The sequence below is a fragment of the Mycobacterium colombiense genome (genome assembly GCF_001665835.1).
In the GTDB taxonomy this organism is placed as follows: domain Bacteria; phylum Actinomycetota; class Actinomycetes; order Mycobacteriales; family Mycobacteriaceae; genus Mycobacterium; species Mycobacterium colombiense_A.
On the sequence record NZ_LZSX01000074.1, the window covers coordinates 77492 to 92406 of the forward strand.

The 14915-nt window shown below is 67.8% G+C and carries 11 protein-coding genes; 4 read left to right on the top strand and 7 right to left on the bottom strand.

Annotated features, from left to right (window positions below; genetic code table 11):
* The first annotated feature begins 3 nt into the window (after positions 1-3).
* Entirely contained in the window at positions 4-3570 is a 3567-nt protein-coding gene (gene car, locus A5760_RS17435) for a carboxylic acid reductase (protein WP_064882988.1), read from the top strand.
* A 12-nt stretch (positions 3571-3582) separates the two neighbouring features.
* Here the strand turns inward: car and A5760_RS17440 are convergent, their stop codons facing one another.
* From A5760_RS17440 to A5760_RS17450, 3 genes are read right to left on the bottom strand one after another with little or no spacing between them, the layout of a single operon-like run.
* Positions 3583-5004, bottom strand: coding sequence for an amino acid permease (locus tag A5760_RS17440; protein ID WP_269199193.1), 1422 nt, complete (start codon positions 5002-5004; stop codon positions 3583-3585).
* Positions 5005-5046: 42 nt separating this feature from the next.
* A complete protein-coding gene (locus tag A5760_RS17445; protein WP_064883069.1) occupies positions 5047-6399 on the bottom strand; it encodes an MFS transporter in 1353 nt (450 codons plus the stop codon).
* Between the two features lie 5 nt (positions 6400-6404).
* The gene (locus tag A5760_RS17450) at positions 6405-7550 is read right to left on the bottom strand and encodes an LLM class flavin-dependent oxidoreductase (protein WP_064882990.1); all 1146 of its coding nucleotides are present in this window, start codon (positions 7548-7550) and stop codon (positions 6405-6407) included.
* 446 nt (positions 7551-7996) lie between these two features.
* On the opposite strand from A5760_RS17450, the gene A5760_RS17455 reads away from it, so the two are divergent.
* Together A5760_RS17455 and A5760_RS17460 are read left to right on the top strand one after the other, a co-directional pair.
* Positions 7997-8860 carry an alpha/beta hydrolase gene (locus tag A5760_RS17455; protein ID WP_269199194.1) on the top strand — a complete coding sequence of 288 codons (864 nt, stop codon included), beginning with the start codon at positions 7997-7999 and terminating at the stop codon, positions 8858-8860.
* Between the two features lie 51 nt (positions 8861-8911).
* Positions 8912-11035, top strand: coding sequence for an acyltransferase family protein (locus A5760_RS17460; protein ID WP_082279509.1), 2124 nt, complete (start codon positions 8912-8914; stop codon positions 11033-11035).
* A gap of 260 nt (positions 11036-11295) precedes the next feature.
* Here the strand turns inward: A5760_RS17460 and A5760_RS17465 are convergent, their stop codons facing one another.
* Positions 11296-11982, bottom strand: a complete 687-nt coding sequence (locus A5760_RS17465) for an Rv0518 family GDSL lipase (protein WP_064882994.1) — start codon at positions 11980-11982, stop codon at positions 11296-11298.
* Between the two features lie 90 nt (positions 11983-12072).
* Positions 12073-13308 carry an acyltransferase family protein gene (locus A5760_RS17470; protein WP_064882996.1) on the bottom strand — a complete coding sequence of 412 codons (1236 nt, stop codon included), beginning with the start codon at positions 13306-13308 and terminating at the stop codon, positions 12073-12075.
* A gap of 367 nt (positions 13309-13675) precedes the next feature.
* Here A5760_RS17470 and A5760_RS17475 point away from each other — a divergent pair, with 367 nt between their 5' ends.
* Positions 13676-14116: an STAS domain-containing protein gene (locus A5760_RS17475; protein WP_064882998.1), complete on the top strand. Its 441-nt coding sequence runs from the start codon at positions 13676-13678 to the stop codon at positions 14114-14116.
* Here the strand turns inward: A5760_RS17475 and A5760_RS17480 are convergent.
* Together A5760_RS17480 and A5760_RS17485 are read right to left on the bottom strand one after the other, a co-directional pair.
* Positions 14100-14360 carry a hypothetical protein gene (locus A5760_RS17480; protein ID WP_064883000.1) on the bottom strand — a complete coding sequence of 87 codons (261 nt, stop codon included), beginning with the start codon at positions 14358-14360 and terminating at the stop codon, positions 14100-14102. The genes A5760_RS17475 and A5760_RS17480 overlap by 17 nt on opposite strands.
* Positions 14357-14902 (bottom strand): DUF3093 family protein, encoded by a 546-nt coding sequence (locus tag A5760_RS17485; protein ID WP_064883073.1) that lies wholly within the window; start codon positions 14900-14902, stop codon positions 14357-14359. The genes A5760_RS17480 and A5760_RS17485 overlap by 4 nt, the downstream gene beginning before the upstream one ends.
* Positions 14903-14915: the final 13 nt, after the last annotated feature.

Below are 14915 nucleotides of genomic sequence, written 5' to 3' on the forward strand. Positions count from 1 at the left end.
CCGATGACTGAGACCGGCACCGACTCGGACCGCGAGCAGCGCATAGCCGAGCGCGTCGAGCAGCTGTATGCCAACGATCCGCAGTTCCGGGCCGCCGCGTCGTTGCCGGAGGTGACCGACGCCGCGCATCGCCCGGGTCTGCGGCTGGCCGAGGTCGTCGACACCTACCTGAGCGGTTATGCCGACCGGCCCGCGCTGGGGCAGCGCGGCTGCGAGGTGGTGCGCGATGCGTCGACCGGCCGGGCCGCGACGACACTGCTGTCCGGGTTCGAAACCATCACCTACCGCGAGCTGGGCGACCGGGTCGCGGCACTGGCCGCCGCATGGCAGGCCGGTCTGCCCGGCGGCTTCAGTCCGGGCGATTTCGTCGGCGTCCTGGGCTTCACCAGCATCGACTACGTCGTGCACTACCTGGCGTGCATCCGGCTGGGTGCGGTGTTCGTGCCGCTGCAGACCAGTTCCACGGCGGCCCAGCTCGGCCCGATCGTCGCCGAGACGGCGCCGCGCGTTCTTGCCGTGAGCGTCGAGTCCCTGGGCACCGCGGTCGATGTCGTTGCCGGCGCGCCCTCGGTCGAGCGCCTGGTGGTGTTCGACTACACCGTCGACGACGACGAGCAGCGGGCCCACTACGACGACGCCCGCGCGCGGCTCCGCGACGCCGGGCACCGCGCCGAGGTGGTGTCGCTGGCCACCGAGCTCGAGTCGGGCCGCCGGCTCCCAACGCCTACCGCGTTCGTCCCGGAGGATGGCGAAAACCCGCTGGCCACACTGATTTACACCTCGGGTAGCACCGGCGTACCGAAGGGGGCGATGTACACCGCCGACATGATGACCCGGATCTGGCAGCGACCGCACAGTCCCTCGGTGGACATCGGCAGGCCTATCCCGGCGATCCACCTGCAGTACATGCCGCTGTCGCACGTGTACGGGCTGGAGTGGCTGATCGCCACGCTGTCCTCCGGGGGCATCGGCTACTTCGCCGCCAAGAGCGACATGTCCACCTTGTTCGACGACATCGGCCTGGTCCGGCCCACCGCCCTGAACCTCGTTCCCCGGGTGTGCGACATGTTCTTTCGGCGCTACCGCAAGGAGCTCGACCAGCGCTCCGGTGATGAGCTCTCCGGCGAGCAGCTCGACGACGCGGTGAAAGCCGAACTGCGGCAAGACTTCATCGGCGGACGAGTGATATCGGCGATGTGCGGCAGCGCCCCGCTGTCCAAGCAGATGCACGCCTTCATGGAATCGCTGCTCGACATCCCGGTGGCCGACGGCTATGGCGCCACCGAGACCGGCGGCGGCATCATGCGCAGCGGCCGGATCAGGCGCCCGCCGGTCACCGACTACAAACTGGTCGACGTCCCCGAGCTGGGTTACCTCACCACCGACAAGCCCTACCCGCGCGGCGAGCTACACCTCAAGGCCAGCAACGTGATTCCCGGCTATTTCAAACACCCCGAGCTGTCGACGAAGATCTTCGACGACGAGGGGTTCTACAAGACCGGCGACATCATGGCCGAGCTGGGACCCGATCACCTGGTGTATCTGGACCGCAGCAACAACGTGATCAAACTCTCGCAGGGTGAATTCGTCGCGGTCTCGCAGTTGGAGGCGACCTTCTCGACCAGCCCGTACATCCGGCAGATCTTCCTCTACGGCAGCAGCGAGCAGCCGTTCCTGCTCGCGGTGATCGTGCCGAACAGCGACGCGGTGGGCGACGGGGATGCGCGCGCCCTGATCGCCGACTCGCTGCAGCGGATCGCCGCCGACAACCACCTTCAGCCGTACGAGATCCCGCGCGACTTCCTGCTGGAGTCACAACGTTTCACCCGTGACAACGGGCTGCTGTCCGGGGTCGGCAAGCTGCTGCGCCCGGCCCTCAAGGCCCACTACGGTGAACGCCTCGACGCCATGTACGACGACATCGAGGCCAGCCACGGCAACCAACTCGACGAGCTGCGCGCCGCCAGCAACCAGCTGCCCACCATCGATACGGTCCGGCGCGCGGCCGCGGCCACCCTTGGCCTCCCGGTGGACACCGCGCTGCGCGCCGACGCGAAATTCATTGAGCTCGGCGGCGATTCACTGTCCGCGTTCTCCTTCGCCACACTCCTGTCGGAGATCTTCCACATCGATGTACCGGTGCAAACCATCGTCAGCCCGACCGCGGACCTGACCACGGTCGCGAACTTCGTTGACGGCGAACGCACCTCGGTGTCGACGCGGCCGACGTTCGCGTCGGTGCACGGCCGCGGCGCCGCGGTGGCCCGCGCCGCCGACCTGACGCTGGACAGCTTCATCGACGCCGAGACGCTGGCCGCCGCACCCCGGCTGCCCGCAGCGACCGGCACGATCAACACCGTGCTCCTCACCGGAGCCAACGGCTATCTCGGGCGTTTCCTGTGCCTGGACTGGCTGGAACGCCTGGCCCCGGATGGCGGCACGGTGGTCTGCCTGGCCCGCGGCGCCGACCCGACCGCCGGGCGTCAGCGCATCGAGGCCGCGATCGACAGCGGTGACGCCGAACTGTCCGAGCGCTTCCGGCGATTGGCCGACAAGCATCTGCGGGTGCTCGTCGGCGACGTGGGAGCGCCCAACCTCGGCCTGGACACGCCCACCTACCAGCGCCTCGCCGAGTCGGTCGACCTCGTCGTGCATTCGGCCGCCCTGGTCAACCACGTGCTGCCCTACAGCCAGTTGTTCGGGCCCAACGTGGTGGGCACCGCCGAGATCGTCAAACTCGCAATCACCAAGCGGCTCAAGCCGATCAACTACATCTCCACCGTCGCGGTGACCACGCTGCCGGACGGCAGCTTCATCGGCGAGGATGTCGACGTGCGGTCGGCCAGCCCCTCGCGGTCCCTCGACGAGTCGTATGCCAGCGGCTACGCCACGAGTAAATGGGCGGGCGAGGTGCTGCTGAGAGAGGCCCACGACCTGTGCGGGGTGCCGGTGGCGGTGTTCCGGTCCGACATGATCCTGGCGCACAGTAACTTCGCCGGCCAGCTCAATGTGCCCGACATGTTCACCCGCCTGATCCTGAGCCTGGTGGCCACCGGGATCGCACCGCGCTCGTTCTATCAACTCGATGCGTCCGGCAATCCGCAGCGCGCCCATTACGACGGGTTGCCAGCCGATTTCACCGCCGACGCCATCACCACCCTCGGGGCCCGCGCACGACAGGGCTACCACACCTACAACGTGCTCAATACCCACGACGACGGCGTCTCTCTGGATACCTTCGTCGACTGGCTCAGCGCCGACGGGCACAAGATCGAGCGCATCGACGACTACCGGCAGTGGCTGGCCAGATTCACCGAGGCGATGAAGGCGCTGCCGGAGAAGCAGCGCAAGAGCTCCCTGCTACCGCTGATGAACGCCTACGCGAAGCCCGGTGAGCCGACGCACGGCACCGGCATGCCCGCCGAAAAGTTCCGTGCCGCAGTGCAATCCGCGGGTATCGGCAGCGACAAGGACGTCCCGCACGTGACCGAGGCGCTGATCGACAAGTATGTCACCGATCTGCAGCGGCTCGGCCTGCTGAGGACGCGCACCGGGGCGCACACGGGGTAAGCCGCAGGAGATCTATTCTCCGGAGACCGCGCCGACGCGGCCGCGCGATCGCGCAAGGAAGTACAGCCCGATCACCACCGCCCACGACAGCAGGCTGAGCCATAGCTGACTGCGCGCGGTGTGGTCGAACGCCATTTGCACCAGCACGGCGGTGATTCCGGTCAGCGTGAGAATCGACAGCACCGGGTAGAACCACATCTTCACCGTCAGCTTTTCCGCCGGCGTCCGTCGGCGCAGGATGATCTGCGACAGTGCGATCAGCCAATAGACGAACAGGATGATGGCGCCTGAGGAGTTGAGCAGGAAGAGGAACACCGTGTTCGGCGCGACCCGCGCCATGATGACGCATCCGAACCCGACCGCCGACGAACACAAGATCGCGAAGTGGGGAACGCCGCGCCCGCTCAGTTTGACCAACCGCGCCGGCGCCTCGCCCCGCTCGGCGAGCACGAACAGCATGCGCGACGCGGTGTAGAGGCCGGAGTTGAGGCAGGACAGCACCGCGGTCAGGACGACGGCGTTCATCACTTGATCGGCGCCGGAAAGCCCCATGTGTTTGAGCGCGGCCACGTAGGGCGAGGCGCCGAGTTCCACGGAGTCCCAGGGCAACAGCACCACGAGCAGGAAGACTGAACCGACGAAGAAGATCCCGATGCGGGCCACGACCGATCGGGTCGCCTTCTGGACCGCGAGTTCGGGGTCGCGGCTTTCGGCGGCGGCGACGGTGACGATCTCCGCGCCCACCATGGAGAAGATCACCACCACGATGGCGGCGAACACCGCGCCGACCCCGTGAGGAAAGAATCCGCCGTGAGATGCCAAATTGGCCAGACCTCCATGATGGCCCGGCACCAGTCCCAGGACATACACCGTCCCCACGACCAGAAAGATCACAATCGTCGCGACTTTGATTCCGGCGAACCAGAATTCGAATTCGCCGAAGGACGACACCGAGAACAGGTTGGTCGCGGTCATCAACAGCATCAGACACAGCGACAGCAGCCACAGCGGCGCATGGAACCAGTAGTTGAGCACCTTTCCGCCGGCGACCGCCTCGAAGCCCACCACGATCACCCAGAAGTACCAGTACAACCAGGCGACCGAGAACCCCGCCCAGCCGCCCAGGGCCTTGGCCGCATAGTCGGCGAACGATCCGGTCGACGGGTTGGCGGCCGCCATCTCGCCCAGCATCCGCATCACCAGGACGATGAGCAGGCCGCACAGGGCGTAGGTGAGGAACGCGGCAGGGCCGGTGTCCTGTATAACCACGCCGGACCCGACGAACAGGCCGGCGCCGATCACGCCACCGAGGGCGATCATGCTGAGCTGGCGCTGCGACAGTCCTTGGCGCAGTTGCGGATTAACACCGCCATCCGGCGTGCGGGGACCGTCACCCGCAGAACCGGAACTCACCTTGTGTTGCGTGCGCCGCATGCCCGGACGCTATCGGGCTTCGCGGCCCGCAGCAACAACGACTTACAGGTACAGGTCGCGATCGCGGATCAGGGCCGTGGCGACCACGCTAATGACCGCTGTCGCAACCAGATACCCGCACGCCAGCCACGGCGCGCCGCCGAGTGCCGCGATCAGGGCGGTCAAGATCATCGGGGTGACCCCGGAGGCGTAGATACCCGAGACCTGGTAGACGAACGACAGTCCCGTGTAGCGCGTGTTCGTGGGATACAGCGCGGAGTACAGCGTGCCCTGCGCGCCGTAGAACAGCGCGTGCACCGCGCCGAACACGACGATCATCGCCAGCCCGAACCACACCAGGTCCTTGGTGCCGAACAGGGCGAACGCCGGAAAAGCCGCCAGGCCGTAGCAGGCGATGCCGGCCAGATACACCCGCCGCGCGCCGAAGCGCTCGGTCAGTCGGCCCGACACCGGCAGCAGCACCGCCATCACCAGGGCAGCGATGGTCACCACCACCAGCACCGACACCCGATTCAGCCCCAGGGCGCCGGTGGCGTAGCTGATGGCGAACACACCCCAGGTGTTGAACGCCGAGCCCTCCGCCCACCGCGACAGCAGGCCCAGCACGGTGTTGCGCCGCGATCGCGGCTCGCGGACGATGTCGCGGATCGGCACGGTGGACGCGGCCTGCAGGCCTTGCAATTCGCGGAACGCCGGCGTCTCGTCGACCCGCAACCGGACCACGATGCCGATCACGACCAGCAGCAGGCTCAGCAGGAAGCCGATGCGCCAGCCGTAGGAGAGGAACCGCGCCGGCCCCAAAATGACTTGCAGAAAAGCGAATATGCCGGTGCCCAGGGCCAGGCCCAGCGCCAAACCGATTTGCGGGATCGCCCCGAAGCGCCCGCGCCGGTCGCCGGGGCTGTGTTCGACTGCCAGCAGCACCGCCCCGCCCCACTCGCCGCCGAGAGCGAATCCCTGCAGTACCCGCAGGACCAGCAGCAGCACCGGCGCCCACGCCCCGATCTGCGCGGCCGTCGGCAACACCCCGATCAGCGCCGTCGCGCCGCCCATGATGAGCATGGTCAGCGCCAGGCTGCGCTTGCGACCGATCCGGTCGCCGATGTGGCCGAACACCAGGCCGCCGATGGGCCGCATGACGAACCCGACGGCGAAGGTCGCGAACGCCAATAGCGTTCCCACCAAAGAACTCTCGTTGGGGAAGAACACTTTGTTGAAAACCAGGCCGGCTGCGGTGGCGTACAGGAAGAAGTCGTACCACTCAACCGTGGTGCCCAGCAGGCTCGCCGCGACGACGATGCGCAACCGCCGGCGCTGCTGCTCGGAGGATTCGTCGACCGCGTCGGGCACCGCGATCCCGGTGTCGGGCACGGGGGCGGGCAAGGTCGCTGCCATGGCCGTCAGTGCGCCGACGCAACCGCGAACGGCGTCGCCGCTGCCGGGTGCGATTGGCGGTTGGGGTGCCGCCACAAGCCCATCCGCTCGAGCAGCGGCAGGACGCCCTCACCGAACCAGTAGGCCTCTTCCAGGTGCGGATATCCCGACAGGATGAAGTGGCTGATGCCCAATTTGGCGTATTCGGCCAGCCGCTCGGCGACCTCGGCGTGCGACCCGACCAGGGCGGTGCCCGCTCCCCCGCGAACCAGGCCCACCCCGGCCCACAGGTTAGGCGCGACCAGCAGTCTGCTGCTGTTGCCGCCGTGCAGGTCCAGCATGCGGCGCTGGCCTTCGGATTCGCTGCGCGCCAGGCTGGCCTGCACCCGCTCGACGTCCGCCGGGTCGATCGCGGCCAGCAACCGGTCGGCCTCGGCCCACGCCTCGGCGGCCGTGTCGCGGCTGATCACATGAATCCGCAAGCCGTACTGCAGGATCCGGCCGGCATCGACGGCCAGTCCGCGGATCCAGTCCAGCTTCTTGGCGACCGCGCTCAGCGGCTCGCCCCAGGTGAGATACACGTCGGAGTGCTTGGCCGCCACCGGTCCCGCCGCTGCCGACGACCCGCCGAAGAACACCGCCGGGATCGGGTCGGGCGGGTTGTTCAGCTGGGCGCCCTCGACCTGAATGTGTTCTCCCGCAAAGGTAACCGGCTCCTTGGAGGTCCACAGCCGGCGCACCACATGCAAAAACTCGGCGGTGCGGGCGTACCGCGCCTCCTTGTCCAGGAAGTCCCCGTAGGCCCGCTGCTCGTGCGGTTCACCGCCGGTGACGACGTTGAGCAGCAGCCGTCCCTCCGAGTGCCGCTGGAAGGTGCCGGCCATCTGCGCGGCCAGGGTCGGACTCAGCATCCCTGGGCGGAACGCAACCAGGAACTTGCACGTCTCGGTCGATTCGACCAGCATCGCCGTCGTCAACCACGCGTCCTCACACCACAATCCGGTGGGCGTGAGGACCGCTTCGAAACCATTGTCTTCGGCGGCCGTGCAGATCTGGTTCAGATACTTCAGCGTGGCCGGCCGGTCACCGGACATCGCCGTGCCGTGTCCGCCCGCGACCAGATTCCGCGAATCGCCGTAGGTCGGCAGAAACCAATGAAACGCGAGACTCAATTCACAATCCTCTTTCGCTCCGCTTTCGCCCCTGTGCACAGGGACTCCATCCTTCTGAAGTCGGCGCCGGCGAGGGAGGGTTGAAACCTGCGAGATTGCATCCCCGGCCGGACGCCGCCTTCACCGCGGCAGCCGGCGGCCGCGCGCGCCGGGCCGCAACAGCGAGGCGCCGGGCGGACGGCCGGCGTGACCGCGTCTCCCGCTGTCCCAGAAGGCAATACGATCGCAATGCGTTGGGCGGCGACAACCGGCGGATTCGGCGCTACGCTGATCACGATCTCGTGCGATGTCGCAACTCGGCGCCGGCATCGGCCGCGCCGGGCGACGGGTCGGACGGCCGAAAAGATCACCGCTTCGGCACCGGAAGATCACACCAGATCACACAATGCTTCCAATACGGCGTGGCTCGGCGGGTAATCGCCGCTCAGCGCGGCATTATTGCGATCATGCCTGACCTCACACGCCGAGCGGTGCTCCGGATGAGTGCCGGTGCCAGCCTCGGAGCCGCCGGCGTGCTCAGCTTCAGCTCCCTGCTGGCTCCTGCCGCTTCGCGCGCCGCGACGCTGCCGCAGGCGCCCGCGCCGTTCGAGCCGCCGACGGCGGGCAAGACGCTGCCGACCCGGCTCACCGGGTCGTTCGTGTCGGCGGCCCGTGGGGGGATCAAGACCAATTACGTGATCGCCATGCCACCGGGCCAGACCAGTTCGCTGCGCCCCGTGATTGCACTGCACGGCGTGGACGGCGACGCCAACCAGATGCTCGACATGGGCGTCCCGGACGGCCTGGCCCAACTGGCCAAGGAGGGCAAGCCGCCGTTCGCGGTGGTCGGCGTCGACGGCGGCAACACGTACTGGCACAAGAGGACTTCCGGCGAGGACTCCGGTGCGATGGTGCTAGACGAGCTGCTGCCGATGCTGTCCACCATGGGCTTCGACACGTCCCGGGTCGGTTTCATGGGGTGGTCGATGGGCGGATACGGGGCGCTTCGCCTGGGCGCCAAGCTGGGGCCGGCACGGACCGCCGGCATCTGCGCGATCAGCCCGGCGTTGTACACCTCCTATCCGCTGAGTGCACCGGGCGCGTTCGACAGCAACGACGACTTCGTGCAGAACAGTGTGCTGGGCCTGCCGGCGCTGAATGCGATTCCGCTGCGCGTGGACTGCGGCAACTTCGACCGCTTCTATTTCGCCACAAAGCAATTCGTCTACCAGTTGAAGACCCAACCGGCGGGCAGCTTCTCCCTCGGCGGACACGACGTCGCCTACTGGCGCAGCCAACTGCCCGGTGAACTGGCCTGGATGGCGACCTAGCCCACGCAGATGACGCCTCGGGAGAAATCAGTCGCCGGCAGCCCACACCCCGTGGAGCGGCGGACTTCCCGAAACGGATTTCGGCCCGACGTCGAGGGGCTGCGCGCCGTCGCGGTGATCGCCGTCGTGCTCTACCACGCGGGCATCCCCGGAGTCACCGGCGGCTACATCGGCGTGGACGTCTTCTTCGTCATCTCCGGCTTCCTCATCACCGGGCTGCTCTTCCGCGAGGCGAGCACCACGAATACCGTACGGCTGGGCCGGTTTTACGCTGCGCGCGCCCGGCGGCTGCTGCCGGCCGCGGCCATCGTCGGCACCATCACCGCGATCGGCGCGGCCGCGGTGCTGCCCCCGCTGCAGGCGCGCAGCGTGTTTCTCGACGGCATCGCCAGCGCGCTGTACGTCGGCAACTACCGGTTCGCGCAGCGCGGCACCGACTACCTGGCCTCCGACGCCCCCTCGCCGTTCCAGCACTACTGGTCGCTGGGCGTGGAGGAACAGTTCTACCTGGTGTGGCCGGTACTGATGATCGCCGTGGCCTGGTCGGTCCGGCGCATCCCGCTCCTCCGCGCGGCCGCGACGCGCGCGACCCCGTACGCGGTGGTCCTCGGGGTGGTCGCCGCGGCGTCGTTGACGGCGGGCGCGCTCTGGACCCGCACGTCGCCGTCGTGGGCCTTCTTCTCGCTGCCCACCCGCGCCTGGGAATTGGCCGCCGGCGGCCTGGTGGCCCTGTCGCTGCAGCAGTGGCGCCGGCTGTCGCTGCGGACCGCATCGATCGCGGGCTGGGGCGGCCTGGCGTTGATCCTGCTGACCTGCACCCAGCTCAACTCCCACACCCCGTATCCCGGCACCGAGGCGCTGCTGCCGGTGCTGGGCACCGCGCTGGTCATCGGCGGCGGCGCCGTCACCGGCGGGCTCGGGCCCGGTCGCCTGCTGTCCCGGCCGGCGATGCGCGCAATCGGCCGGATCTCGTACTCGTGGTACCTGTGGCACTGGCCGGTGCTGCTGCTGATGCCGGCGCTGCTCGGCGAGCCCGCGGGGCTGCCGGCCAGGCTGAGCGCGACGGCGGTCTCCGCCGGACTCGCCGTCATCACCCTGCACCTGGTGGAGAACCCGGGCCGGTTCGCCGCCGCGCTGCGCCGGTCGGCGAAAGTCAGCCTGGCCGTGGCGGGCGGCGCCAGTGCCGCCACCGCGTGCGCATGCATGCTGCTGCTCAACGTGATCCCGGCCCCGGTCGGCCACGGGGTGGCCGCACCGCGCGCCAACATCATCGCGACGCCTCCGGCCAACGTCTCCGCCGTCAGCCCCCGGGAGGCGGCGGTTCGTCAGGCGTTCGACCAGGCGCGCGTGGCGCTCGCGGCGACCGTCGGCCTGCGAGCCGTCCCGTCGAACCTGGACCCGCCGCTGGCCAAGGCGCCCGCCGACAAGGCGGCCGTGTTCGTCAACGGCTGCGTCCGATCCTGGCGCGACGTCGGACACAGCGAGTGCGCGACGGGGGACACCGCCTCGCCGACCACCGTCGCCCTGATCGGCGATTCGCACGCCGCCATGTGGAATCCGGCCTTCGAGCAGCTCGCCGAGCAGCGGCACTGGCGGTTGGAGACGCTGGCCAAGGTGACCTGCCCGCTACAGGACCTGCACATCACGAGCCCGTATCTGGGCCGCGAGTACACCGAATGCGAACAGTGGCGCGCCCAGATCATGGGCCGGATGAACGCCGAACACCCGCGCCTGATCGTGCTGGACATGAGCCGGCGCTACGGCGGGGATTTCGGCTTCACCTCCTACGACCCGGCGTGGATCGACTCCCTGGGACACACCGTGGCGCAGCTGCGCGGCACCGGCGCGACCGTCCTGGTGCTGGGGCCGGCCCCCGACCCGCACTCGTCGGCGCCGGCGTGCCTGTCCGCCCACCTCGACGACGTGAACGCTTGTACGCCAACCAAACCCGCGGCGGTGGACGGCGATGGCATCGCGGCGGAGCTGGCGGCCACGGCCCGCAGCGGCGGCCAGTACGCCGATTTGACCGACATGTTCTGCACCCCCGACCGCTGCCCCCTCATCGTGGGCAACACCCTGGTCTTCCGCGACGACAACCATGTGACAACCGAATACGCGCAGTTGGTGGCACCGCTGATGGGTGCGCTCGCGGACCGCGCCCTGGCGAGCGGGTGAGTAATGAATGAACTTCCCACGGCTGACCAACGTCAGATCAGTGAAGGGTATTTGGAGGTTTTAGGGTCATGTCTCCGCTGTTGCTGGTCTGCATCGCACTAGCCGCGCCCTTCGCCGGGATCGCCTTCCTGCACGTGCAGGACCGCTTGGAGCGCTGGGACTACGAGCGGCACGCCAACGACTGAGACCGCACGTCGACGCCAAAGAGGCTGTGTCAGCACGGCTTCAGCTCGCCCAGGAAGCCGCCCGCCACACCTGAGTCAGGTCGACAGCTGCGTACGGATGAGCGGCGCGATCTTATCCGCCATATATTGATGGCCCGCATCATTCGGATGCACGCCATCGGCACCGATCAGGTCGGGGCGGCCGACGAACCAGTGTTCGGCGATCGGGTCGATGAACGTCGCCCCCGCGGCCCCGGCAGCGCCGGCGAGGACGTCGCGAATCAGGAACATCGACGGCGGCACATCGGCGGTCGGCCACGGCGGTCCGATCACCAGCAACCGCGCCGCAGGCGCGAGTTGGCGCGCCACATCCAAAGCGGCGTTGGTCTTTACGGTCAGGGTCGCGGGATCGACACCCTGGTCGTTGCGGGAGCCGAAGAACACCACCAGCGCATCGTCGGGCTGGACCGCCCTGGCGGTCAGGTCCTCGAAGATACTGCCGTGGTCGCCGGGCGTGGCATAACCGGCTCTGCCTTCGGCCGCTACGCTGCCCGAGATCCGCGAACCCCGCGATCCGAGCACCTGCCAGGCGCGCACCGGCCACGCTCTCGAGCCAAGGCCGCCCTCATCGGTTCCGGTGGTATACGAATCCCCCACCACTGCCACATGATTCAGCCGGAAGTCGAGCGTCAGTGTCTCGTAGGTGCGCACCTGCGCCGGGTATGCGATGCCTACGCCCGCCAGAAAACTCAACCCAATGAGAAAGGTGGCCAGACGACTCACTCTCACCTCCACTGTCAACGGCATCGTCGGGTGCCGCCGCGTCCTCATCAAGTATTCCCCGTGAGACGCGGCCGGCCGCTGAGGCGGCCATCACACCGCGCGGGCCGAAACCGCTTCCAGCGGACGGTCGATCGGATGCAGCTTACCGTTTGAATCGGCGGGATCGCTTCGGGCGCTGACGGCCCTGACGTCGACCATCTTGCGCATCCAACGGCGGGCGGGTTCTTCGACACCGTGATACAGCAGCACCGAGAAGGCCACGGCAATCGCGAGCAGGCCGATGATGTTCCATTTCCACGGGTTATCCAGGGTCGGGAGCTCGAATTGCTCTACGGCCCAGCCCCATGCGGTGTGCACCAGCTCATGCACCATGTACAGGCAGAACGAGATCTTGCCGCCGTACACCATCGCCCGCGTCGACAACACCCGCGGCAGGCTGCCGAGCCCGATGGCCAGCGATATTACCAGCGGAACGAACAACACGTCGACGACGCCGCCGCTGTCATTCTCCACCACTCCCGATATCGGGTGCGCGCCAAACCAATACAGCACGCCGACCATCGCGGCCAGCAGCAGCAGGGAGACGTATCCCGCGACACGGCGGCCACGGTCGCTCAGCCGCAGCCTGCGCACCGCGGCGCAGGCCAGCGCGCCCGCCGTGAATTGCGTGACAATGCGGGGCAGCCAGCTCCACGGCGTGTAGAAGTGGCCGCTGGCGAGCAGCATCACCACGGGCGGCAGCGATGCCGCGAAGGCCAGGACCATCAGGCTGCGCGCCCTGGTCGCCTGTTTCATCCGTAGCAGGACCAGCACCAGGACGGCGAAGAGCACATAGGCCAGCCATTCCGCGCTGATCGACCAGGCCGGCCCGTCCCAACTCGAGTCGTCGAAGAACGGCACAAACCACAACTGCACCAACAGGATCTGGCGCACGTAGCTGATGGCGGTGAGCGAGGCGGCGTCCGGCGACGGCACATGACCGACGTGCAGGGTGAAGATCACCCACAGCGCGGCCAGGTGCAAGGTGACCAGATACACCGGCCACACCCGGGCCAGGCGCAGCCAAAGGAAATGCAGGGTCGCGCGGGTCGACCAGGACCGGCCCATGCGGTCGAGATAGTTGTACGTCAGCACGAACCCGCTGAGGATGAAGAAGAGGTCGACGCCTTGGGCGCCGCAGTTGAGCACCGGCGCGAGGGCGTCGCGGAAGTCGGGCGACACGTCGGCGAGCATCGGCCGGAAGTGGAACAGGACCACCCAGAGCGCGGCGACGATACGGAGTCCGGTCAGGGCGGTGATCTCGCCCTTGATCTCTCCGCCCCGCACGCTGCTCTTCCCGTCCGAATCCTGCCGTTTCGTTCTGCTGCTACTTCAGCTGGGCGGGGAATCTCGCCTTTTCACAAGCCCCCCGACTAGCAACCGGCAGCCTTGGCAGCCTAGCAGCGCGATCGGCGGGATGCGTGGACGGTTGTGGTGTGGCATACGGCCTTCCGGGGTAATCCGATAGCCCGATAGCCCGCTGGGCGTTTGCTCAGCGCCGATTCGCGGTATTCCCTCAATCGCTTCTTAACAAAGCATTAGACACGGCTTCCGGTCTCCTTAGGCTTGCGGCCTAACGTCATAAACACCCTTTGGTGAGCGTGGAGGCGCCCCCCGAAGGCCGCGCGAGCGCCACGGAGAGTGAGGGGTCCTCATGACGATCGCAGGCAGCCAAGCTGGCCACGACAACTGCGTGTTTGACTGCGACGGCGCACAGGTCCGGGCGCACCACCGCCACCTGGCGACGGTGGTGCACATTCGCGGCGAAATCAACGAGAAAAATGTCGATCGCATCAGCGACCACATTGCGCGCTTCACGCTCGGAGAAAATCCCGTAGTGCTCGACGTCGCCGATGTCAACGAATTTGCTGAGGCCGGCATCTCGCTCCTTTATGCGTTCGATGCCGATTGTCGTGCCGCCGGGGTGGATTGGACCCTGGTCGCCAGCTCAGCAGTGACCCAGGTGCTCGATGACGCTGGTCATGACGCCAATTTTCCGATCATGCGCTCGGTCCACGAGGCGCTGCAGGATCGGGCCGACGCCATCGTGTTGCGTCGCCGGATGGCGTTGCCGTTTGTCAGGAAGACGCCTTAGCGCGCGAGCGCGCGCGTCGCAGCCTGGCAGTCCCGACGACCGCCAATACCCCGGCGCCCGTCAGCAGCACCAGGGTCAGCAGCAGCAGTTGCGGGTCGTACAGCAGCGACGTGGTGGAGGGCTGCCCGTCCGCGATCGGTGCAACGGTCACCGTGTGATGCGAGTGCCACCAGGTCAGTCCCGAGCACACCAGCCCAACGCCGGCCAGCCCTAGCTCGAGCATGGCGCGGTAGCGGGTGTTCATTGCGCCGTCCCGGTGTCGTCGTCCCGGTCTCCGTCGATCGATCGGGTGGGCTCCACCCGCTCCTGGACCAGTGGGGTTAGAGCGGCGCGCAGCTGACGATGGCGACGCGCCCAGGCCTGGACCGTGCGCTCACCGGTGAGCTTGAGACCGATGCCGACGCGCTTACGCGGCACCCCGACCAGTTCGCCGAGCGCGCGCGACGACTGCCACCGCGCCAGGTCTTTCCCGGAGGCTTCGTGGTTCTCGGGCTCGGGATACACCTGGAGGATCTCGCGGACCAGGATTGTTTCGGCGCCCTGGCGCAGGGCGTCCTCGGTGAGCTCGACCGAGACGTGGATCCGTGCGGCCTTCACCTGTATCGCGAGGAACGCCGATACGAGCACCAGGAAGATCGCGGGCACCACCAGCGACACCGGGGCACCGCTCCAGATTTCGATCAGCACCATGGCCACCGCCGCGGCTGGCCCGCAGGCCAGCCACCACCAACTGGCGCCGGGTTCGTAGAACAACCGCTTGGGTTCGGCGACGCCGTCGGTAGTCATCGCAAGCCCCATC

Excerpts from the sequence above, each read along its gene's own strand:
- car (WP_064882988.1), top strand. The coding sequence starts at position 4 with ATGACTGAGACCGGCACCGACTCGGACCGCGAGCAGCGCATAGCCGAG.
- A5760_RS17440 (WP_269199193.1), bottom strand. The coding sequence starts at position 5,004 with ATGCGGCGCACGCAACACAAGGTGAGTTCCGGTTCTGCGGGTGACGGT.
- A5760_RS17445 (WP_064883069.1), bottom strand. The coding sequence starts at position 6,399 with ATGGCAGCGACCTTGCCCGCCCCCGTGCCCGACACCGGGATCGCGGTG.
- A5760_RS17455 (WP_269199194.1), top strand. The coding sequence starts at position 7,997 with ATGCCTGACCTCACACGCCGAGCGGTGCTCCGGATGAGTGCCGGTGCC.
- A5760_RS17475 (WP_064882998.1), top strand. The coding sequence starts at position 13,676 with ATGACGATCGCAGGCAGCCAAGCTGGCCACGACAACTGCGTGTTTGAC.
- A5760_RS17480 (WP_064883000.1), bottom strand. The coding sequence starts at position 14,360 with ATGAACACCCGCTACCGCGCCATGCTCGAGCTAGGGCTGGCCGGCGTT.
- A5760_RS17485 (WP_064883073.1), bottom strand. The coding sequence starts at position 14,902 with ATGACTACCGACGGCGTCGCCGAACCCAAGCGGTTGTTCTACGAACCC.